This is a genomic window from Burkholderia sp. LA-2-3-30-S1-D2, assembly GCF_001523915.2.
Lineage (GTDB): Bacteria > Pseudomonadota > Gammaproteobacteria > Burkholderiales > Burkholderiaceae > Burkholderia > Burkholderia diffusa.
On sequence record NZ_CP013383.1, the window covers coordinates 1,847,999 to 1,870,809 of the forward strand.

At 63.3% G+C, this 22,811-nt stretch carries 17 protein-coding genes and 2 pseudogenes; 7 read left to right on the plus strand and 12 right to left on the minus strand.

From position 1 onward, the window contains the following. Positions 1-55 precede the first annotated feature (55 nt). Positions 56-328 (plus strand): hypothetical protein, encoded by a 273-nt coding sequence (locus WS66_RS08475; RefSeq protein ID WP_059598742.1) that lies wholly within the window; start codon positions 56-58, stop codon positions 326-328. A gap of 557 nt (positions 329-885) precedes the next feature. Continuing rightward, a complete protein-coding gene (locus tag WS66_RS08480) occupies positions 886-1,605 on the plus strand; it encodes a Crp/Fnr family transcriptional regulator (protein WP_059598741.1) in 720 nt (239 codons plus the stop codon). Positions 1,606-1,756: 151 nt separating this feature from the next. Here the strand turns inward: WS66_RS08480 and WS66_RS34750 are convergent, their stop codons facing one another. Beyond that, complete coding sequence (locus tag WS66_RS34750) at positions 1,757-1,939, minus strand: hypothetical protein (RefSeq protein WP_082728783.1); 183 nt, start codon at positions 1,937-1,939, stop codon at positions 1,757-1,759. A gap of 686 nt (positions 1,940-2,625) precedes the next feature. Between WS66_RS34750 and WS66_RS08490 the strand changes: the two genes are divergently transcribed. Continuing rightward, positions 2,626-3,405 carry a PRC-barrel domain-containing protein gene (locus WS66_RS08490; protein ID WP_059598813.1) on the plus strand — a complete coding sequence of 260 codons (780 nt, stop codon included), beginning with the start codon at positions 2,626-2,628 and terminating at the stop codon, positions 3,403-3,405. Between the two features lie 413 nt (positions 3,406-3,818). Then, positions 3,819-3,998 carry a hypothetical protein gene (locus WS66_RS08495; RefSeq protein ID WP_082728782.1) on the plus strand — a complete coding sequence of 60 codons (180 nt, stop codon included), beginning with the start codon at positions 3,819-3,821 and terminating at the stop codon, positions 3,996-3,998. A 66-nt stretch (positions 3,999-4,064) separates the two neighbouring features. Here the strand turns inward: WS66_RS08495 and WS66_RS08500 are convergent, their stop codons facing one another. The 6 genes and pseudogenes from WS66_RS08500 to WS66_RS08525 all read right to left on the minus strand — a co-directional run bounded on the left by WS66_RS08500 (position 4,065) and on the right by WS66_RS08525 (position 15,648). Continuing rightward, on the minus strand, positions 4,065-5,246 hold the full coding sequence (locus WS66_RS08500; protein ID WP_059598740.1) for a DesA family fatty acid desaturase: 1,182 nt from the start codon (positions 5,244-5,246) through the stop codon (positions 4,065-4,067). An 86-nt stretch (positions 5,247-5,332) separates the two neighbouring features. Continuing rightward, positions 5,333-5,620, minus strand: a complete 288-nt coding sequence (locus WS66_RS34755) for a glycine zipper 2TM domain-containing protein (RefSeq protein WP_335672033.1) — start codon at positions 5,618-5,620, stop codon at positions 5,333-5,335. A gap of 92 nt (positions 5,621-5,712) precedes the next feature. Beyond that, on the minus strand, positions 5,713-10,254 hold the full coding sequence (locus WS66_RS08510) for a GH36-type glycosyl hydrolase domain-containing protein (protein ID WP_236872933.1): 4,542 nt from the start codon (positions 10,252-10,254) through the stop codon (positions 5,713-5,715). An 87-nt stretch (positions 10,255-10,341) separates the two neighbouring features. After that, a protein-coding gene (locus WS66_RS08515) for an IS5 family transposase (protein WP_108064602.1) occupies positions 10,342-11,099 on the minus strand; the annotation gives its coding sequence in 2 pieces (ribosomal slippage) (positions 10,342-10,784 and positions 10,784-11,099; 759 coding nt in all). A 27-nt stretch (positions 11,100-11,126) separates the two neighbouring features. Next, positions 11,127-15,134 (minus strand): annotated as a pseudogene (locus tag WS66_RS08520) (glycosyl transferase); the annotation flags it as partial. Positions 15,135-15,195: 61 nt separating this feature from the next. After that, entirely contained in the window at positions 15,196-15,648 is a 453-nt protein-coding gene (locus tag WS66_RS08525; protein ID WP_059599494.1) for a type II toxin-antitoxin system HicB family antitoxin, read from the minus strand. Positions 15,649-16,016: 368 nt separating this feature from the next. Here WS66_RS08525 and WS66_RS08530 point away from each other — a divergent pair, with 368 nt between their 5' ends. Further along, the gene (locus tag WS66_RS08530; protein WP_082728838.1) at positions 16,017-16,220 is read left to right on the plus strand and encodes a hypothetical protein; all 204 of its coding nucleotides are present in this window, start codon (positions 16,017-16,019) and stop codon (positions 16,218-16,220) included. A gap of 313 nt (positions 16,221-16,533) precedes the next feature. Here the strand turns inward: WS66_RS08530 and mgtA are convergent, their stop codons facing one another. The 4 genes and pseudogenes from mgtA to WS66_RS08555 all read right to left on the minus strand — a co-directional run bounded on the left by mgtA (position 16,534) and on the right by WS66_RS08555 (position 20,859). Next, the gene (mgtA, locus tag WS66_RS08540) at positions 16,534-19,071 is read right to left on the minus strand and encodes a magnesium-translocating P-type ATPase (protein WP_059599496.1); all 2,538 of its coding nucleotides are present in this window, start codon (positions 19,069-19,071) and stop codon (positions 16,534-16,536) included. 201 nt (positions 19,072-19,272) lie between these two features. Next, positions 19,273-19,383 (minus strand): annotated as a pseudogene (locus WS66_RS34340) (Crp/Fnr family transcriptional regulator); the annotation flags it as partial. Between the two features lie 129 nt (positions 19,384-19,512). Next, on the minus strand, positions 19,513-19,734 hold the full coding sequence (locus tag WS66_RS08550; RefSeq protein ID WP_059599497.1) for a hypothetical protein: 222 nt from the start codon (positions 19,732-19,734) through the stop codon (positions 19,513-19,515). Between the two features lie 471 nt (positions 19,735-20,205). After that, positions 20,206-20,859 carry a response regulator gene (locus WS66_RS08555; protein ID WP_059599498.1) on the minus strand — a complete coding sequence of 218 codons (654 nt, stop codon included), beginning with the start codon at positions 20,857-20,859 and terminating at the stop codon, positions 20,206-20,208. A 334-nt stretch (positions 20,860-21,193) separates the two neighbouring features. Here WS66_RS08555 and WS66_RS08560 point away from each other — a divergent pair, with 334 nt between their 5' ends. After that, complete coding sequence (locus WS66_RS08560; RefSeq protein WP_059599499.1) at positions 21,194-21,373, plus strand: hypothetical protein; 180 nt, start codon at positions 21,194-21,196, stop codon at positions 21,371-21,373. Positions 21,374-21,487: 114 nt separating this feature from the next. Here WS66_RS08560 and WS66_RS08565 read toward each other — a convergent pair whose 3' ends face one another. Continuing rightward, on the minus strand, positions 21,488-22,207 hold the full coding sequence (locus tag WS66_RS08565; protein ID WP_059599500.1) for a Bax inhibitor-1/YccA family protein: 720 nt from the start codon (positions 22,205-22,207) through the stop codon (positions 21,488-21,490). 90 nt (positions 22,208-22,297) lie between these two features. On the opposite strand from WS66_RS08565, the gene WS66_RS34345 reads away from it, so the two are divergent. Further along, a complete protein-coding gene (locus WS66_RS34345) occupies positions 22,298-22,642 on the plus strand; it encodes an oleate hydratase (protein ID WP_236872883.1) in 345 nt (114 codons plus the stop codon). Positions 22,643-22,811: the final 169 nt, after the last annotated feature.

The following is a 22,811-nucleotide window of genomic DNA, read 5'->3' on the forward strand; positions in this document are numbered from 1 at the left end:
CAAGGGCCAGACTTGAAAGTTCGCCCGGCAAGGATAAAGGGCGTATAAGGATCATATGGCCACCCCTCCCATCACTGCCGAATCGATTCTAGCTCTGTTCCAGCTAGTTGCAGGGCATGAAGAGTGCCGAACGTCCGGCGAGCCGGGAACGATGACGGCGCTACTTGCTCTCGCCGAGCAACTGGCCACCAATCACCAGACGATGTCGGAGGCGAGCTGGGATGCGGCCGTTCGTGTCGGCGGTTTGCTGCTGCGAGCGGAGATGATGAACAACGATGCTGACATGGTAGCGCTCGAGCTTCTAAATCGACTGCGGCGCCGGAAATGAAGCGCCCAGCTTGCGGGCACTCCGTCAATCGGATGTCGCTCGCAGTCGCCTCATCATTCGGGAAGTGACCACGCGTCTTGATGATCTTGCGCAGTTGCGTGATCAGACTTTCAATGGCATTCGTAAGCGGCATGATATCGCCAGTGCCTCGCGTTCCCTCCGGCTTCGCGCGCTTCGATTGGATCCACCGCCTCGACGTACCCCCACCTGAACGCTGAACACCGACGCACCCGATTCATCGACGCGTATCTTCCGCGGTCGACGCTGCGCACGCGTGCGCGACCACGATTTTCCGTCAACCGCGCAGTGAAATATCGGTGCCGTATCGAGAGCGCGCAACCTTGATGAGACATGTGCCGACACTATAATTCTTGAAGGTAGATTCGCATTCGAACGGTCATTCCGAACTCATCGAAAAAAAAGGACGCATTGCCCCACCATCCTGTCCGGTCGTCGGATCGGTAAAGTATGATGGTTGCCCCGTCCCGCCAATTCCCGCTGCGCCCATATCGGCCGGATTCTCCATCGTCAGCCGCGCGCGAGCGCAGGAGCCACGCATGCTGGACAACCCGCCCATTGCCGAAAATCACCTGCTTGCCGCGCTGCCAGAAGATGAACGAGATCACCTCGCCCCTCACCTGACCCTTGTCGACATGCCGTTGGGAAACGTGCTGTACGAGTCGGGTGGCCAGCTTCATCACGTCTATTTTCCGACCACGTCGATCGTTTCCCTGCTGTATGTGATGGAGGACGGCTCTTCCGCTGAAATCGCGATCGTCGGCCATGAGGGCATGATCGGCGTGTCGCTGTTCATGGGCGGCGAAACGACGCCGAGCCGCGCCGTGGTACAAAGCGCGGGGCAAGCCTACCGGCTCGACGCGCGCATCCTGAAGGAAGAATTCCGGCGCGGCAATTCGATGCAACGCCTGTTGTTGCGCTATACCCAGGCGCTCATCACGCAGATGGCCCAGACCGCGGTGTGCAACCGGCATCACTCGATCGATCAGCAACTGTGCCGCTGGCTGCTGCTCAGCCTCGACCGCCTGCCTTCGAACGAGCTGCGCATGACGCAGGAGCTGATCGCCAACATGCTGGGCGTGCGCAGGTCGGGAGTAACGGAAGCGGCATTGAAGCTGCAAGACGCAGGCCTCATCCGCTACAACTACGGCCATATCGAAGTGCTGGACCGCCCCGGACTCGAAAAGCGCGTGTGCGAATGCTATGGAGTGGTCAAACGCGAATTCGATCGCCTGCTTCCCGATCTGAAGCGACTCTAGCCGCTATCGCACCGCAAATTTCCGTGACGCTCCCGAAGGCGCGAAACCGGAGGATCGACACCTTCGCGCTGTCGACGAGACTGATTAGCTACATTCAGGCTACCCAGTAGCCCGGTCACGCAACGCGCCAACCCGCGCCGCGCAACCTGCGCTATCGGTGCTTGATGTGGTGCGACTTCCGGTGATGCTTTCGATGGGCCGGGCGGGAAATCATCCGGGTGACACCGCCGATCGACGGCGGATCACTGGCGGGGAACGTCCCCTCGACCGCCTCGTCGACATTGCGTTCGCTCTTGCCACCATTCGTATGCTGCTCTCGATACCTGCTGCGCATATCCACCTCCGTGGAGCTGAGTGCCGGATGAGGCTGGCCCGGATTCGACGGGCTGCGTGCTGACAACACGCCAGCGTGGAATGCCGCCGGTCACAACGCCAGCATAGGCCCGATCTGAATATTCCGCCGGGCATGCGCGTGTTTCGCCGCAACACACCGGACATTGCGGGACGAACACGCTCGCGGCTTCGCATTGCCGTCGCATCGACCGGGACCTCGGCTCAGCCGGACCGCGCTGACAAACACGCAGCCGGTCCGCGCACGCTCCGGAGCCGCTCCGGTTCCGCTCCTCACGCGCACCGACAAACCGTCGGCATCGGACAGACTGAGCCCGCGCGTCGCGCGTAGAGCTATGCCACCTGACCGAATTCGCCGCTGCCCCAATGAGGCCCGGTAGCTCATCAACGTGTCAACCCTAACTTATTCGCCATCCTCATGGTAGCGTCAGGTTGGATGTCGCGACATGCCTGCAGGAGGGCCGACCTATTGCCTCCGTTCGCGCTTTGTACGGTTTCGTACCGCATCGGCCATTCGTCGCGTGTAGCGTTTCAAATATGCCGGCCATCCGAGGGGACGCGCTCGGCAAGAAACGCTCCGCATCGGCGGACGAACGGCTGGATGCCACCGCACGGCAGGCATGTCGGCCGGATCAGCAAAGCGCCGGGCATTGCTCTGGCGAGGACATCATGTTGCGAAGCATCCGAAAGCTGCACGGCGACACGGTTCGAGCGAAGGACGGCGATATCGGGCACATCCACCAGGCCTACTTCGACGATGACAACTGGTGCATCCGTTACCTCGTCGTCGAGACGGGCGACTGGCTGCACGACAGGCAGGTGCTGATCTCGCCGTATTCCGTCACGCATGCCGAGTTCCGCACGCTATATGTCAACCTGACGCAACAGCAAGTGAGAGATAGCCCGAATCTGGACACGCACAAGCCGGTATCCCGCCAGCACGAAGTCGAGATCCTGCGTTACTACAACTACCCGACTTACTGGGGCGGGCCAAACCTTTGGGGAATGGGCGCGTACCCGGCTTTCGATCCCGTGGGGCCGTCACAGGACCCTGAAGCGGGCGATCCGCTTTTCTCGGGCACCGCGCCGTCCAGCGCACCGGCGGATACGCATTTGCATAGCACCGGCGAGGTCGACAGATATCGGCTCGAAGCCACGGACGGACATATCGGCCACGTGTCGGACTTCATTTACGACGACGAAGCGTGGGTGATCCGCTACCTGGCGATCGACACGTCGAGCTGGTGGTCGACCGGCAAGGAAGTGCTGATCGCGACCCACTGGCTCGACCACGTGGACTGGTCAACGAAAACGGTATCGACCACGCTCACGCGCGATGCAATCCGCCGGAGCCCTCTCTACGACGATTCGCAGCTCGTTCATCGAAGCTACGAAATCGAATTGCATGAGTTCTACGGCAAGCATGGCTACTGGAACGCAGACCGGTAACGCAGACCCGCGCGAGGCGCAGCCAACGCAACCCGCCAGCCTCGACACGCGCACGCGCCGTTCGCGTCGAAATATGCCGTGCCGCATCTCGAATGCCGGAGCAGCCGGGACGTAAGTTGCCCAGCTCCTTCATGCGGGCCACGTGCTCGATGCACCCGGTTCGTCACGTGCATCGACTCTTTCGATCTCAAGGTGGACGAGCGCGAGCGTGGAGTCTGTCCGGCAAAGTACCGGGCGCACGCGGGTCACGGCGGACATCGCTGAAAAGCATCTGCATGAAGATTTGAAGCGACGCTAACCGCCACTGCACGGCATCGTACCGACTCCCCCCTTTTTCTCGCCCATTCTGTGTCTGCACGCATTCGCGGCAGTGGTCGATATCGATACACGGCACGCTCCAGTCAGGAGGATCTATGAAACAACATTCAGGCACACCACTTGATCAACGCGATCAGGCGACCCGGCAAAAGCAGCGGGAAGATCTCGCCCGCGCCGACATCGAGCGGTCCGAAAGGCGCATCCGTCAGGATGCCGGCATCAATTCGAATGCGAGCAAGTGGCGCTATTTGCGCCCCGACAATCGGGCGAAATGAGCGGCACGTGCACACGCCATGGCACGCCGGTGTCCTGTATCGCAGGTCGCGGGCGGCTCGGGATAATCACGCATACCGGCGCAAGCGCATCGAGAAATCGGCGATCGCCTCGATGCCGCTCTGCTCCGCGCAACGGCACCAATCCTGCAACTGAACCAGCAATTGCTCGTGCGACGCGTGTGACCACGTCCATAGCTCGAGCAACGCCTCGTACATATCGACGTACACGCGCATTCGCCGGTTGGCATTGGGGCTCGTCAGCGCCCGCAGATCGGGCTTGCCCCGATGGCCCCAGGCCTGGCGCAGCCAGCGTTTCATGGCGAGCGCGAACGCGCGCTTGTCGTCGCAGCTCATGTCCTTGATGCGGCGCAACTCCCGCCGGCAGGCGGGTTCGAGCATGCGCGCATAAGCGGCCATCACCGCATGCCGGTTGCGGATGACCGCTTGCAGCGTTGCGTCGTCGACCACTGCCTTGTTCGGGAGCAGGCGCGGCTTCGTTGCGACGCGCCGAACGGTCGCCAGTCTCAACGCCGCCAGCAGGCGGATGTACAGCCAGCCGATGTCGAACTCGAACCATCGGTTCGACAGCCTGGCAGACGTCACGTATGCGTGGTGATTGTTATGCAGTTCTTCCCCGCCGATCAGGATGCCAAACGGGAAGAGGTTGGTGCTCGCATCGGGCGTCGCAAAATTCCGGTAACCGCTGAAGTGGCCACAACCGTTGATCACGCCGCCGGCCCAGAACGGAATCCACATCATCTGGATCGCCCATGCCGCCACGCCGGGGAGCCCGAACAGCCCGACGTCGATCACGGCGAGCAGCCCGACGCCGAGATTCGGATAGCGGGCATAGACGTGGCGTTCGAGCCAGTCGTCCGGCGTGCCCGATCCATACCGGCGCAGCGTTTCCTCGTTCCGCACTTCCTCCCGGTACAGTTCCGCGCCGCGAAGCAGCACGGTCGCGAGGCCACGGGTTCGCGGGCTATGCGGATCCTCCGGGGTCTCGCTCCTCGCGTGATGCTTGCGATGCACCGCGACCCACTGCATGGTCAGCATGCCGGTCGTCAACCACAGCCAGAACCGGAAGAAGTGGCTGACGCACGGGCGCAGATCCAGCGCCCGATGCGCCTGACAGCGGTGCAGGTACACGGTCACGCTGATGATGGTGACGTGCGTGAGCGCGAACACGACCCACGCAAGCTGCCACCAGGACAGCCTCAGCCCGCCGTTCAGGAGAAATGCCGACATACCGGTCGCACTCCGGGTCACGCCCGTATCCACGCGCTTCGCCGTGACGGCGAGTGCGCGTGCCGATTCCCTACCGTTCGGCCGGCCTATTTCCCGACCTGGTTGCCGACAACGCCGCCGACGGCCGCGCCGCCCACCGTGCCCAACGCACTGCCGCCCGTCAGGACCGCGCCGGCGACGCCACCGACGCCCGCCCCGATCACGGTATCCGTTCCGCGGCGAGACATACCGCCGCAACCCGCCAGCACGACAATCGTCAACGTGACTATCGCCATCTCGACTGCCACGGAATGTAGCTTTCTCATGATCATCCCCTCGGGTTGCCGCCGCGCCGTCCAATCCGGCACGATGCACGGAAGCCCATGCGCCGACATCCCGATGAAATTCGGGACGTCGCTTCATGATGGGCGGTACATCGCGCGCAGTCCGTCCGCTAACGTACCGGCCCGGATGCCGGCCTGTCGCCTCACAGAAGCACCGCTTGCGCCGCCCCCAGCGTCACGACCACGCGGTGGCGCCGGCCGTCGTCCACGAGTCGTACCGCCACTTCGCCGGCGGCGAGCCGCACACCATCCGCGACGAGGCTGGACACGCCGCTGCTGACGGCGTCGGGATTCTCGACCACGACGTCGTAGTGCGCCGCCCCGTGACGCAGCGTGGCCCTGAAGCCCGGCCAGGACCGCGGGATGCACGGTTGAACGGACAGCATGTCGCCATGCTTGCGCAGGCCGAGCAGGCCTTCGACGCCCGCGCGATACAGCCAGCCCGCCGAGCCGGTGTACCAGGTCCACCCGCCCCGGCCGACATGCGGCGCGACCGAATAGACGTCGGCCGCAACCACGTATGGTTCCACCCGATAGCGATTCGCGCCGCTGCGCGTGCGACTGCGATTGATCGGATTGAGCAGTGCGAACAGATTCGCGGCGCGATCGCCGTCGCCCATTTGCGCGAACGCGAGCACCGACCACGTGGCCGCATGCGTGTACTGGCCGCCGTTTTCCCGGATGCCCGGCGGATAGCCCTTGAGATAGCCGGGATCGACCGGCGAACGATCGAACGGCGGCGCGAACAGCAACGCCAGGCCATCGTCGCGGCGGATCAGTCGCGCGTCCAGCGCGCCCATCGCCTGCGCGGCGCGCGCCGGGTCCGCCGCGCCCGACAGCACGCTCCACGACTGCGCGATCGAGTCGATCGAACATTCGGCGTTGCCGGCCGAGCCGAGCGGCGTGCCGTCGTCGAAGTAGCCGCGCCGATACCACGCGCCATCCCACCCCGCATCGGCGAGTGCGTCGCGCAACGCGTCGGCGCGCGTCAGCCAGCGCGCCGCCAGTTCGCCCGAGCCGCGCGCCGTGGCGAGCGGGGCGAACGCCGTGAGCGTCGCATGCAGGAACCACCCGAGCCAGACACTTTCACCGCGTCCGGCCTCGCCGACCCGGTTCATGCCGTCGTTCCAGTCGCCCGTGCCGATCAGAGGCAGACCATGCTCGCCGAAATGCGCCAGACTGCACTCCAACCCGCGCGCGCAATGCTCGAACAGCGACGCGCTCGTCTCCGAGATGCGCGGGATGAAGAACGCGTCCTGCTCGTCGGCGGCCAGCGGTCGTCCGTCGATGAACGGAATCGACGCATCGAGAATCGCCCGGTCGCCGCTGACGTCGACGTAGTACGCAACCGCATGGGCGAGCCAGACCCGGTCGTCGGAGATCCGCGTGCGGACGCCGCTGCCGCTTTCGGGCAGCCACCAGTGCTGCATGTCGCCCTCGGGAAACTGGCGCGCCGCCGCCCGCAGCAGATGCTCGCGCGTCAGGGCCGGGCGGGCGACCGCGAGCGCCATGCCATCCTGCAGCTGATCGCGAAAACCGTACGCGCCGCTCGCCTGATAGAAGCCGGCACGCGCCCAGATCCGGCACGACAGCGTCTGGTACAGCAGCCAGCGATTCAGCATCAGATCCATCGCACGATCAGGCGTTTCGACCTGAACGGCGCCGAGCGTCTCGTCCCAGAACGCCGTCACGGCGGCGAATATCGCGTCGAGATTCGCCTGACGGTAATGCGCGATCAACTGTCGCGCCGTTGCCGCGTCGGCGCCTTCGCCGAGCAGCAAGACGATTTCCACGCTGCCGCCGGGTTCGAGATCGACCGTGGTCTGCAACGCGGCACACGGGTCGAGCCCGGCGCCGACGCGGCCCGACAACGGCGACGCGCCGGCCCTGCCCGGAAAACCGGCAGGATCGCTCAGGATGCCATTACGGCCGATGAACTCGCGCCGGTCCGCGCTCCACGAGGTTTGCAGGCCGCATAGATCGGCGAACGCCACTCTGCCGCGATACACCTGGCTCCAGTCGTTGCGGGCAAACAGCGCGCCGGTGGGCGGATCGATCTCGCTCGCGGTGTGCGGCGCCGAGGCGCTGCGCGACGCACCCATCGCCCACTCCGCATAGATTGCGACGGACAGCCGGCGGGGCCGGTCCGACAGGTTGCGCAAGCTCAGGCGGGAAATCTTGACGGGATCGGCCAGCGGCACGAACTGCAGCAACTCGACGGCGACATCGGCGGCGGAATGCGCAAACCGGCTGTAGCCCTGGCCATGACTCGCCACGAAAGCGCTCGCGCTCGGCGCGTCGTCGCCGATGGAACCCGCCTGCGGCCCCCAGCGCACGCCAGTCTCGTCGTCGCGGATGTAGAACACTTCGCTCGGCGGATCGGTGACCGGGTCGTTCGACCATGGCGTCAGCGGATGCTCGCGGCTGTTCGTCACCCAGGTATAGCCGCCCCCCTCCGCCGATATCAGGAAGCCGCACGATGGATTCGCGACGACGTTGGCCCACGGCATCGGCGTGCATTGACCGGGCTGCAGGATCACGACGTATTCGCGGCCGCCGCGCGCGAAACCGCCGATGCCGTTGAAGTATTCGAGACCGGCGCCGGCCCGTGCGCCCTTCGGTGGAGAAATCGCGGGCGGTGGCAGCGGCGGGCTCGCGGCATCCGGGCGCGCGGGCAGCGGCGAAGCCGCGAGGCGCCGCAACTGGTCCACCAGCCGGCCGTTGCGCGCGGCGAGCACGGCCCGCGCAACGGCCGGAAACAGTGCGCGCGCCGCCACCGCCATCAGGTCCTCGCGCAGGACGAAAATATTGCCGCGTCCGGCTTCGCCCGGCGGCTGCCGGGGCCGCACCAGCCCTTCGAGCGCCGCCTGCAAATCCTGCACATACGACGCCGCACGCTCGTTGATAATGACCAGATCGACCTCGAGCCGCTTCATTCGCCAGTACTCGTGCGCGCGAATCAACTGCCGCACCATGGCGATGTGCTCGATGTCGTCGATCCGGACAAGCAGTATCGGCAGATCCCCCGATACGCCATGCGTCCATAACGGCGACGCGCCCACGCCACCCGCCGCCGATATCGCCGCGGCATGGCGCAGCAGCGCGGCGGAGCCCGGCCGCATCGACGCATCGCTGTAGAGCATGTATCCGGCCAGCTGCTGGAACAACGCGGCCTCGTCGAGGCTCACCGCGCTGTGCCGCAGTTGCACCTGCGCCTGGGTCCACGCGAGCATCGCCGCGCGCGCGAACGATTCACCGTCGCGATGCTTGTCGACCAGATCGAGCAACTGCGCGCGCGAATCCGCGACGATGGTCCAGTAGACGATGCTCGCCTTCGCGCCCGGCTCGATCCGCAGCTGCCGCCGCAACGTGAACGCCGCGTCCAGCACCGCGCCTTCGGAAGCACTCAGCGCACGCCGTTCGGTCAGCGCAAGCGGCAAGCGAACGCTGCGTCCGCGTCCGATGACACGCAATCGATCGGTGTCGAATTCTTCCGCGCCGACGGTTTCGCCGGAGGTCACGGCCAGATGAGCGGCCCACACCTCCGTCTCGTTCGGCGCGCGCTTGCGGCGCGTCGCCAGAATGGCGCCGGACGCCGGCATGTACTCGGTCTCGATGAACAGCTTCGAGAATGCGGGATGCGCGTGATCGGCGGCAGCTGGCGCGAGCACGATTTCCGCGTACGACGTGAATTCGATCACGCGCGGCCGGGTGCCCGTGTTGGCCACCGACACCCGACGCACCTCTGCATCGTCCTCGGCTGATACCACCACCTCGAGCGACGTCGTCAAGGTGCCGTCGCGACGCACGAACTCGGCGCGATCCTCGGTGAACGTCACGTCGTAGCTGTCCGGTACCACGCCAGTGGGCTGCCACGTGGCCGACCAGACGTCGCCGTTCTCGGCGTCTCGCAGATACAGATAGCTGCCCCAATCGTCGCGCGTCGCGTCCTCCCGCCAGCGCGTAACGGCCAGATCGTCGCGACGGCTGTAGCCGGACCCCGCGGCCGTGAGCATCACGGCGTAGCGGCCGTTGGACAGCAGATGCGTGACGGGGGTGGGATCGTTCGCGGACAGCAGGCGCCGCGCGACGCCGGCATCGATCCCATGCATCCTGCCGGCGGGGCGCGTGTCGACCCGCGGCCTCCCTGCCGCGACCCGGCCCGGCACCCGCTCCTGCAACAGCAGCTCGGTGGCTCGAACGGCCGGTTCCGCATGGAAGAAGGTGCGAATGCGCCCGCCCAGCAACGCATTGGCGATCGACACGATCGACATGCCCTGGTGATGCGCCATGAATGCCTGCACGATGGCAACCGGCATGCCTTCCGGAACGCGCGCGGGCGTATAGTCGAGCGCTTCGTAGAAGCCGAAGCGCCCGCACGCGCCGGCCGTACGCAGCCGTTCGAAGTTGCACGCGGCGGCATGCGGCGCGACCATCGCCGCAAGCGCGGTCGCATAGGGCGCGACCACCAGATTCTGGTCGAGATCGCGCTTGAGCCCCAGCTCCGGCACGCCGAAGCTCGAATACTGATAGATCAGCTCGATGTCGCGCGTGTTGTATGCCGACTCGGACATGCCCCACGGCAGGCGCAGCCCGTCACCATAGGCGATCTGCTGTCGCACCACCAGGTGATTGGTGCGTGCAAGCAGGCTGCTGTCCGGCGCGCGCATCACGAGCGACGGCATCAGGTATTCGAACATCGATCCCGACCATGAGATCAACGCCGCGCCGTGCCCGATCGGCGTCGCCAGACGGCCTAGGTCGTGTTCACACTAGCGCAGGGCTTCGACGATCAGGGCAAAGTTGATAAAAGCAATGAACATCAAATCGAGTTTGTCGAAGCGGGAGAAGATGCGACGAAAGCCCTTCAACCGGCGAAACAACCGCTCGACTTCGTTGCGACGTTTGTACATTTCCCGGTCGTACTCCCAAGGCTCGACGCGCGTGCTCAACGGAGGAACGACAGGGATAAAGCCGAGATCGAGCGCGAGTTGCCGGGTTTCGTTTCCTTCGTACGCCTTGTCCATCAATAGATGCAGCGGTCGATTCGGCGGTCCCAGGCGTTCGAGCAGTGCACGGCCGTGCGGCGCATCGCCGGCCTGACCGGGAGACAGTGCGAACGTTATGGCTGTTCGAGCATCCGCGGCAACCATATGAATCTTGGTTGTCCATCCTCCGCGAGATTTGCCGATGGCTTGGGGTCCATTTTTTTTAACGCACCGGTACCGTCAGGATGAACCTTCACGATCGTGCTATCCAGCGACACCGCTTCAATTCGAACGCGGATGATCTGTGCGCGCTGCAACTCCGTGAACACTCGGTCCAGGACGCCGTTGCGAGACCAGCGGTTCATGCGCGTGTAGATCGTGTGCCAGCGGCCAAAACGTGGCGGCAGGCCGCGCCATTTACACCCGTGCTCGGCAACATAGAGGATCGCGTTGAGCACTTGCAGGTTCGACAGGCTCACATTACCCCGCTGTCGCGGCAAGCAATGTTCGATCTGTTTGAATTGGGCTTCGGAGATTTCCATCTCCGAAGCATATCCTTAAATCTATGTAGTGTGAACAGGCCCTAGCCGGAACCAGTGGCGCGCCGGAACATCGCCCTTCGCGATCGCGACGAAACTCGCCAGGCGAGCCTCCGACGCCAGCAGATCGTAGTTGCCCGGATCGAGCCGTCCATCCGCCACCGCGTAGCCGATCGACAGCAGGTTGCGCACCGGGTCGAGCAAAAAACCGAACTCCATTGCATAGGCCATCTGCAACGCAGTATCGGCCAGCGCCTGAAGACGCTTGTTCAGCACGTCCGCCTCGTCCGGCGTGCGCGTCGCGTCACGGCAATGCCCTTGCACCACGTGCTCCAGCGCCTGCGCCCAGAACAACACGTCGTCGACGTCGCCGCCTCGCACCCGGCCGATCTCGTCCATCAGCGCGCGCGCGACATCGGCGACTGTCGCAGCGAGGATCGTGATCGCGTTCCATTCCGTCGCGGCGAGCATGTCCTCCAGTTCGGTGGCGGCCCGCTCGAATTCGCCGTGCAAGGTCGTCCGGGCGTCGCCATCCCGGCACACGGCCTTGCGCAACAGCGCCAGCGTATCGCCGATCCCTTCATGCGCGGCCTGCCGTCCCACGCCAGCGGGCTGATTCGCCCACGCCCGGCAACCGTTGCCGAGCGCGATCAGGTGCCCGGCGAGATTGCCGCTGTCGACCGTCGACACATAGCGCGGCTCGAGAGGCCGCAGGTCGCGCGTGTCGTACCAGTTGTAGAAATGGCCACGATAGCGCGACATCAGCCGCATCGTCGCGAGCGTCGCCTCCAGACGCGACACCGCATCCAGCGTACCAAGCCAGCCGAACTCGCGGGCGCTGACGACGGACAACAGGTACAGCCCGATATTGGTGGGCGAAGTCCGGTGCGCACAAACGGGCTTCGGGTTCTCCTGGAAATTGTCCAGCGGCAGCATCTGATCGTCGGCCGTCACGAATGTCTCGAAATAACGCCAGGTCCGGCGCGCGTCGCGCCGCAGTTGACGCGCATCGTGCGGCGTCACCGCCAACTCGCCCGCCGGCCGCGGTGCGCGGCTCAACCAGTAGGCGATCGCGGGCGCCGCGAGCCAGACTAGCGCGAACGGGGCGGTCAGCCAGCCCGCATGACGATCGACGCGCCAGCCCACCATCAGACTGGCGGTCGCGCCAAGCAGCGCGAGCGTCAAGCCGCCACGCATCTGCAGATAGGTGGACGCCAGGGTCCGGCGGTCGCGCGCGCCGGCTTCGGCCGCCGTGGTCCACTCGAGCAGGTGGCGATGGCTGATCCCCAAGCGAAACAGCGTGCGCGCGATCGCGTCGCCCATCGACCACGCCTGCTGCGGCAGCATGACGATCGACAGGCCGAACCGCGTCAGCGCGAACTGCAGCTCCGTCGACCACGCATGGAGCACGCTGCGCGTGGTCATCTTCACGTGCGTGCGCCGCCAGCGCGGCACCAGTCCGCTCATTACGGGCAACAGGAACGGCAGCGCGATCGTCACTAGCACGAAGGCACTCCAGCCGAGCGATACGGGGAGCGGCTGCATCCATCCGGCCAGCAGCGCGATCAGCATGGCGGGCGCCGTGAGCGTGCGGCGCAGGTTGTCCAGCATCTTCCAGCGGCCGACCGCCGTCAGCGGTTCGTGGCCGAAGATCAACCATGGCAGGAGTTGCCAATCGCCGCGCGCCCATCGGTGCAGGCGTCCCGCCGCGACGTCGTAGCGCGACGGCGACGCTTCGACGACCTCGACATCCGACGCCAGCCCGGCCCGCGCGAAAATGCCTTCGAACAGATCGTGACTGAGCACCGTGTTCTCCGGCACACGGCCGGCGAGCACCGCCTCGAACGCATCGACGTCGTAGATGCCCTTACCCGCATAGGAGCCTTCGTCGAACAGGTCCTGATAAATGTCCGACACGGCCGACACGTAAGGATCGATGCCGTGCGCGCTCGACGACACGCGCTGAAAAAGCGACCCCTCGTCGCCGTTCGCGAGGGACGACGCAACGCGCGGCTGAAGCACACCGTAGCCTTCGACGATGCACCGGCTCGCCGGGTCGAATACCGGCCGGTTGAGCGGGTGCGCCATCTTGCCGACCAGGCGCCGCACGGTATCGCGCAGCAGCCGCGTATCGGCATCGAGCGTAATCACGTAGCGCACGTCAGGCGGCACGCGCGGCGGTCGGCCTCCCGGCGCGACGAACGTCGTGTCCGACGCCCCGCGCAGCAGCCGGTTCAGCTCGTGCAGCTTGCCGCGCTTGCGCTCCCAGCCCATCCAGCAGCGTTCGCCGTCATTCCACACGCGCTTGCGGTGCAGCAGCAGAAAGCGTTCGCTCTCCCCCGGCGCCGCCGGATAAAGGCCATTCAACCGGTCGATACCCGCCACCGCGAATGCCAGCAGCCCGTCATCGCTGTCGGTGTGCGGGGTGGGCGCATCCACCCAGTCGGAGAGCAGTGCGAAGTAAAGCGTGCCATCGGGGCTCGACAGGTGATGAATTTCCAGTTGCTCGATCTGCTCGGCGAGCGCCGCTTTCGTCGTCAGCAGCACCGGCACCGCGACCAGGGTGCGCAGGTCCGGCGGAATGCCGTCAAGCAACGCGAGGCCGGGCAGGATCTTCGCGCCGACATCGCGCATCACGCTGCGATTGACGAGCGCGACCGCGGCATCCAGCGCGGGTAGCAGGCCGGCGACGCCGAGCCAGATCAGCCAGTGGCCGGGCGGCTCGATGCGAGTCAGCCACGCCAGCATGGCCGTCAGCAGCAGTGCCGCAATTAGCCCGATACGACCGAGATAGCCGGCGAGACCGGCGCGGCGCGTCAGGCGTCGCAACCACAACGCAACGGGCGGCCGATAGCCGATCTCCGCCTCGAATGCGGCGCGGCCGTCCGCCAGCAGGTAGTAACCCGGATCCGTCTCGCGCCCCGGCACGGCACCCGCGGCCAGCGTGCCGCGCGTCCCCTGCGCCGCCGCATCGGCGACGACGCGGCGGGCAATCTCGAGTTCGCTGACGGGTGCGCCACGGGCAAGCACTTCAACCGCGTCGCGATACAGGTTACGCGTGGGGAAATCCATCTCCGCGAAGCCCGGGTGATTACGCAGCACTTGATCGACCAGACTGATGCGCTCGAACAAAACGGTCCAGTCCACTTCCGAAATCAGCCGCATGCTGGTGATCACGTTGCGCACGGTCAGACTGGCTGCGCCCTGCTGATGGTTGACGGAGGCGACGATCTGATCCGGCGTCGCGCCGCGTGCCGCCAGGTGCCGATGCAGCCACGCCAGTGCCGGCGCGACGGCCGGATCGGGATCGTGCAGCCGCTGAATCAGCTGCACCGCGAACGCATCGTGCAATACGGCCTGTTCGTAACGGGTGACGAGCGGCTCGGCCTCCACCCGCGCATGCCCGCGTTCGCCCAGCAGGCGATCCGCAAGTGCGTCGGCGTCGAGCCGCGCGCGCCGGTCGTCGATGATCTGATCTGCGAGTCGCCGCAGGTTTTCGATCAGCACGATCCGCAACGTGATCGCCACCGCCCACAGTTCGCCGATCGTCAGCGGTTCCACGGCCTGATAGGCAAGCATGAACCGGCATAGCATATCGGGATCGAAACGGCTGTCCGTGTGGGCGATGAACGACCAGTTGATCTCGAACACGCGCGGATAACCGGCAAACGGCCCGTTGCCGAGCTTGGGGAGTTGCCGGTAATAGCGCGGGGAAAGATCGTCGCGGATCTGCCGCACCTGCTCCGCGACGAGATAGTAGTTGTCGAGCAGCCACTCCGCTGCCGGCGTGATTTCTTCGCCGCGCGCGTCTGCGGCCACGGTATTCCGGTACGCGTTCAGCAGATGATCCGCGTTGTCCTTCAGCCGCGTCGCCAGAGACGGGCCAGAGGCCGCCCCGGGAACTACCTTCTGCGCACGCGCCAGACTTCCCGCATGCTGCGCCAGCCGTTCATCCCCGAGGAACTCCTCGCGAATCGGCCGTGCATTGCTCCATGGCGATGTCCGGCGTCGCGAAACACGCGCAACGGGAATCTTCAAGGCCCCTTCTCCCGAATGACCACTCCATCCGCCCAGGCTTCACGCACGAAGCGTCGCACCGTCAAACCGCTTCCGACAGCGATTTCACGTCGGGTTCGAAACGCACCGCGACGTGCGGTACAGATCGGTCGGTGGCATTCGCACACGCCATCGACACGAATGCATCGCGAGTCGTGTGCAGCGCGCTCGCCTTCAGGTCGATGTCGCGCACAATGCATTTCGGTAGGCACAGCTCGATCCTCACGGAACTCGAGGTCATGCCGGTCAGGTCGATATCGAAGAACCGCCAGATTCCATCACCCACGTCGATATCCGACGCCTGCAATATCGACATATCCGTGGTCGGCGGCGGTACAAGACGCTCGGAACGGTCATAGTAGGCCCTGACCTGTCGCGCCGCAGCCACCAGCAACTCGTCATACGAGTCACCCTCCACATCGATTTCCGGAAAATCCGGAAGCGCGCCGTGATAGCGAGGATTCCCGCGCCGCGTGATATAGACCGGATATTTCATGACGCGCTCCTGACGGAAAATGCAACGAAAGTCATCATGCATGGCGGGGCTCGACGAATCTGTACGCTGAAGAACAGTCTGCGCGGCGTGTTTGATCGCGCTTGAGGCGCGAGGGGCGCGATCCCGCACGCCCATATACTCCATCGGCCATGTACGGCAGCGTACCGACTGCCGAAGCGGGCAGACGCATGGTGGTAGTTCACGCGCAGATTGGCGATGGACCGTGGACTTCATGACGAGGGAGACGTCATGATGGACGTAGGCCGTTGCGCCCCCGTTTCGCCCCATATCGTCTGCGCTGTTTGATTCGACTCAAGCAGTACATGCCTGAACCATGACGCAACGCGATTCCCTGACGGAGCCGTTTGATGAAAGATCACCCGAAGCGAGAAAAAAATACCAAGGACAACCAACAAGAACAGGCTGAGGCGCGCGCAACCGACGACGGCATGCCGGTCGTGGGTCAGCAGCGAAAAAAGCGCTATCCCCTTTTGTGGAAAGCCGTCACGCCCAGACGATATATTTCCGACGCAAGGAAACGTCTCGGCATGGGTTTTCTATCGACCCTGTAACGTTTCCGTAGTCAACCTCCTCGCGCTCAAACAGAACGGGGAGCCGCCCCAGCAAGGCGGAACGGGAAGCCGGCCGAAACGCCGGCTTTTTACCTTTGCACGTCGCCCGTCACGATGAACGGCGCTCGGTCGATTCTGATTCCGAGTTCGATGGTGGACAGCCTGAACCCGGTTCTGGCATTGGCAATTGCCGGGCACGACGTGACCGATTCGACTTCGGCGCCGACGCTCAAGACGGCAGCATAGAAGTGAGACCGCATGTCGACGACCCTGGCTATCGGAAAACCAGAGGCCGCAGTCGTGTTGCGCCGGATCAATGCGCGGCAAAAAATCGGTAAAACAATTGTTTAATCCATTCCACCGCGACCAAATAGCAGAGCAGCATTGCCAGTAGAATCAGGAAGAACTGCGGCGGGGGTGCGACGAAGCCGAAAAGCGCTGCAACCGGCGTGAAGGGCAATGCACCGGCGATCAGCACGACCGCGAGCGAGGTAATTGTCAACACACGGCTTGGCCGACTCTTGAACGGACTGCCCTGCGTTCGAATGATAAATATCACCAGCACCTGAGTGGCAATCGATTCAATGAACCAGCCCGTGTGAAATAGTGCCTCGCCCGCATTGAACACCTTCAGCATGATGAAGAACGTCAAGAAATCGAAGACCGAGCTCACTGGCCCGACCACCCACATGAAATTTCGAATGAACTTCGTATCCCAATGCTTGGGATGAGCAAGAAAATCGTCGTCTACGTTATCCATCGGAATAGGCAATTCCGAAACATCGTAAAGCAGATTGTTGAGGAGAATCTGCGCCGGCAGCATCGGCAAAAAGGCGAGAAACATCGTTGCGCCCGCCATGCTGAACATGTTGCCGAAATTCGAGCTGGTTCCCATCATGATGTACTTCATGATGTTGGCGAAGGTCCGTCGGCCCTCCAGCACGCCAGCACGCAATACGTTCAAGTCTTGCCGCAGCAAGATCATCGCTGCCGCCGCCTTGGCCACGTCTACCGCGCTATCGACCGAAATACCGATGTCCGCGGAATGAAGCGAGGGTGCGTCATTGATCCCGTCGCCAAGATAACCGACGGTATGTCCTTGGGCTTTCAGGTTCAAGATGACGCGGTTTTTCTGCGCGGGCGTGACGCGGCAAAGCAGGTTCGCCTTCTTGATCTGCACCGCTAGTGCGGCATCGTCCATTTGCTGGATTTCGTTGCCGGTGAGTACCCCCGTGACTGGTACGCCAAGTTGTGTAAACGCGTGTCGGGTGGCCAGCTCACTGTCACCGGTGACGATCTTGACGTCCACGCCGATGTCCGCCAACTCTTTGAGCGCCTTGGACGCGCTGGGCTTAGGGGGATCCAGGAAGGCCGCAAAGCCGGCAAAGATCAGCTCGGTTTCGTCACTCAGTACCGCGTGCACGCAGTCCGACGCGACCGATCGCCACGCGATGCCAAGCACTTTGAAGCCTTCTCGCTCAAGACTGTCGTGCAATGCCTGGACGGTCGCCAGCGTGGCTTCATCCAGAGGTTGCGTCGCCAGTGCTTCTCCACGCGCGTATTGTGTGGACAGTCTGAGAATATCCTCCGGCGCGCCCTTTACCACCAGCAACCGCTGCTGGGCATCATCGAGCAACACCGACACACGCCTGCGCTCGAAATCGAACGGCACTTCGTCGATCTTGCGCCAATGACCGACCTCGATCTCGGTGTGCTCAAGGATGGCGGCGTCCAGGGGGCTTTTGAGGCCGGTTTCAAAATAGCTATTGAGGTAAGCGAACTGCAGCACCTGCGCGCTGTCTCGCCCTTGCACATCCAGATGCCGTTCCAAATGGATGCGTGCCTCGGTCAGCGTGCCGGTCTTGTCGGTGCACAGCACGTCCATGCTGCCGAGGTTATGAATCGCAGCGAGCTGCTTTACGATGACATGCTGCCGGGCCATGCGCAGTGCGCCGCGCGAGAGCGTTACTGTAACCACCATCGGCAGGAGTTCCGGCGTCAGCCCGACCGCAAGCGCGATAGCGAACAGAAACGACTCCAGGAAGGGGCGATGGAAGACCGCATTGACCAGAAACACAAAAAGCACCAGCAGCACGGTCAGGCGCATGATCAGCATGCCAAAACTATGCGTACCCAGCTCAAAAGCCGTGGGCGGAGCCTTTTCCACCAGCGAATCGGCGATGCTGCCAACGGCGGTATCCGAACCAATCTGGCACACCATCGCCCTTGCCATCCCGCTTATGGCGGACGTTCCCATGAAGACGGCGTTTTCGGCCTGACTGAGGTCGCCCGTCGGCTCAGCGAGGTCGGCTGCATGTTTCTCAACTGGGTAAGATTCGCCTGTCAGCAACGCCTGGTTGACAAAGAAATCCTTAGCCTCGATCAAGCGGCAATCGGCCGGCATGAGATCGCCAGCGGTGAGCAGAACCACATCGCCAGGAACCAGCGTGGCGATCGGCACGTCCTGTGGATGTCCATCGCGTATCACCGTTGCGCGAACGGCAACCGTTTGTTTGAGCTGTTCCGCAGCCCGCCCGGCCCGATACTCCTGAACGAAATCCAGGGTCACGCTGACAAGAACGATGACCCAAATGACCACGAATCCGGTGACCTCGCCAGTCAGCGCCGACACGGCACTGGCGGCGAGCAGGATCATCACGAGGGGATTCCTGAAGTGGTTCAGATACTGTAGCAACAGGGATCGTTCACCCCGCGAGCGCAGTGTATTGGGGCCGAAGCGCACTGCCCTTTGGCGTGCTTCCGACTGGCTCAAGCCCTCACCCGATGATGCTAAACGGGCCTGGAGTGCCGCAGAAGGCTGGTTCCAAAAGTAAGATCCCGGCTGATCCATTGCGTATACCTTCTGCGGAAACTGCGCGTTCGCGCCAGGCAACCGAAGACTGCTCGAGGTCCACACGTCAGCACAAGAGGCTGTCACGGCCCCGAGGTTCGCCGTGAGCAGCAGCCCGTCTGTTGCGGTTCTTGTCGATGGATTCCCGGAGATCTATGACTGTTGATTTGTACCAAATCTTGACCCATGGAGGGTCAGGATTCGATGCAAATCAACAGTCTGCGCCACTTGAGTGATGAGCGCCTGGATGTAGCGCAACAACAGTCGCTGCACCGACGCGCCCTGGCGGAACTCGTCTTTCAGGACGCGTGCGAAATTTGCACGGGATCTGCTTCCGGCAATGCTGCCAGAAAATGATTCTCGATGATGGATTGCTGACCAGACGCACGTCACTCGTGATGCAGCCTCTACCACATGCTCCGGCGACCCGAGGCGTTGCGCTTAGGACTCGAGTTCGCGAAGCAGACGTTGCGCGAGGATCTTGGCGTCTTCCAGCGCGAGATCGTACTGCTCTCTGTCAGTATCAGTCTGGTATGGGGAATCATCGTTCGGCCCTTCAGCGGCGCGGCGCAGATACACATATCCCCGGAACGTACCGTGAGCAGATTCCATTACACGAATGCGTGCGCAATGTGTTGTTGTACTGAATATGAGATCGTCCATGATGGCCCTTCATTCATATTTTGTCATCCTATCACTCCGGGCGATCAGGAACATCACCTTGATTCCAGACAGATAGATGCCGAGTCGCTCTCGGCTTCTTTCAGGGCGGGGACCCGTGCGCAAATTTTGCGCCACAATTTATCCGGACGGCAGCCGGTCATTACCGCTGCGGTTTACTGCAGTCGAATTCTCGTCGCCGTACTACTCCTGAAACCGGTACAACTGGATACGGCCCCATCAGTTCAACGACGGACTGCCGCCCGCTTTTGCGGAAGAAAAGCTTAATGCAGCGTCCGGGATGAGTTGACCACTCCACTTCCTCTGTGGCCCTGTGAAACCGCATGACCTGCGCACCCCTCACCGCACTCCCATTGCCATTATCGAACTCAAGAACGATCGTGCATCGCACGGCGGCTCCGCATCTCGACGTTAGCGAGCGATGCGCTTCCACGCGGACGATTCCCGGTCCTTTTAACGGCTTCCGTCAACACCAAGATCCAGCAACTGGTGGCGTAGCGCAAAGCGAACCATGTCTGATTCGTTATTCAGGTCCAGTTTTTCCAGAATGCGCGACTTGTATGTGCTGACTGTCTTGATGCTGAGGTCCAGGCTTCCGGCCATCTGCGAAATGGATTGTCCTGATGCCAGGCCGACCAGGATCTCGAACTCCCGCGCGGTCAGGCGATGATGTGCGAGCGCCTCACTGTCGCCGTTGGTGACTTGCGCCAGCAGATCGCCCACCATCGTGCTCACGTATACCCCACCGTCGGCAAGCTTTCGAACCGCGTCGATCAGGTCCGACCGCGAGCAAGTCTTCGAAAGATATCCCGAAGCCCCGGCCCTGAACGCCCGCACCGCATGGGTCTGTTCGGACTGCGCGGTCAGAACGAGCACCCGAACCTCCTGATGCTCCTTCTTGATTTTCCTGATGAGTTCGACCCCGTGAATACCGGACATCGCCAATCCGAGCGACAACACGCGCGGCTTCACAGCGCTCACGAGTTCGAGCGTGCCGGCGCCATCTGTGGCTTCACCGGCGACCTCGACGTCGTCAACCTCCACGAGGACGCTACGCACACCTGCCCGCATGACGGCATGCGCATCGGAAATCACCATTTTGATCATGGCAGACACTCATTCATTCGGTAAGCGAACCAACCCGCGATGGCGGTCGATTTACTGGCACTGATTTGTTTTAAAGCATGGGATCGGGAATGCGTCTCGTCTGCACGCTGCCGTACAAAGTCCGGCGGCACGGGCCGAGCGCCGCGACACACGCACCTAGGGCGAGGCAGGGGTCCGTCGAATCCGGTGCCGAATATCGAGCGATCCCCCGAAGTGGCGTCCCCTTGATCCAGATCAGCACGCAAGACGGGCACGTGCCGATGCTGTTCATACGGCGTCAAGGGTATTCCAGCCTGCCGTACAACGTCATCTATACACGCCAAAGGAGGTCGCCATGCGCACCGAACGGATAAATGAGCTATGGGCCGAATTTGATGACCTTGCTTCGAAAAGCGAAAACGAGGATGTGCAATTTCTGATCCGGGCGATCAAGCTGCATGCAGAGCTGGTGAATGCCCGACTCGCCGCGCTCGAGGCGTTGGGCGGCGTCAACGTTCAAACCAAACCGACGTAATGTGCGACCGGTGTCGGGTGGCCGGGCCAGATTCATCCCGGCGCCTGTTTGCTCCGGCGGTGATCCCGCCGGGGCTTGTCGTACGGCCCCCTGCCCCTGGCCGCCACCGCTCGCCTAGCTGCGGCGATTACCAAAGAGCCGCATCAGCATCAGGAAGAGGTTGAGAAAGTCGAGATAGAGCGCAAGCGCCCCCAGGATCGCCTTCTTGCCGGCGATCTCGTATTCTTCGTCCGCTATGTAGATGCGCTTGATGCGTTGCGTGTCGTACGCGGTGAGTCCCGTGAACACGAGCACGCCGATCACGGAAACGACAAACTGCAGCGCCGACGAAACCAGGAAGAGATTCACGACCCCCGCGATGATGATGCCGATCAGTCCCATGAACAGAAAGGAGCCGAAGCGCGAGAGATCGGCCCGTGTCGTGTAGCCATAGAGGCTCGTTGCACCGAACGTGGCCGCGCTGATGAAGAAAACGCGCGCAATGCTCTCGCCCGTATACACGAGGAAGATGCCGGAAAGGGAGAGCCCGACCAGCGCGGCGTAGGCCCAGAAACTGATCTGCGCCGCGCCGAAGCTGATGTGCTCGATGCGGAAGCTCAGAAACATGACCAGCGCCAGCGGTGCGAGCAGCAGCACCCAGAAGACGGGTGTTCCGGCGATCGACCGGTAAAACCCGGTTGACGCGCCGAGGTACGCAACGGCACCCGTCAGCGCCAGGCCCCCGGCCATATAGTTGTAGATGCGCCGCACATACTGCCGAAGGCCGACGTCGTCGTCGCCCAATACGCGCGGCGACTCTTCTGCTCGCGCCCCCTGTCGAAAGTCGTTTCCCATCGTCGATTCTCCTCGGATCGCAGTCGTGGCGGCCGTGCTTCGTCCTGGCCACGCCCATGCTCAATCTCGCCCCTCGGGCAACCGAGCACCTTGACTCACATCAAGCCCATCCGGCGCCGTACCCGCATTACAGGGCCTCGCGCGCTTGCGAATTGCAGCAGCGCGATACGGCGTCCTCGAACGTCGACAGAGGTTTCAACCAATCTTCCCAAGGGCTTTTCCATGCAACGCAGCACACAGGATTCGGATCGAGCCGCTCGCCAACGCGCGGCCGGCATCGATCCGGACAGCAGCCGGTTCTATCTGGTCGGCGGCGGCATCGCATCAATGGCAGCGGCAGCCTTTCTGATCCGGGACGGCGCCATGTCGCACGATGCGGCGCTCGAGCGTCATGCGATGCAGCACTCGCGGTTCGACGACCAGGACAGCATCTGACAGCCGACGGCAAGCGCTTGCCCACGCTGGAGCACCCGGGCGACGCCAACGAGGGTTTTCAACCGCCGCAGCCGTTGTCAGCATCCTCCTACAGCCGTTCTCCAAACCCTACGTGACTTTCCATCCCTGCCGATTTCGGTCCGACCGCGCGCGAACCATAATGATCCAT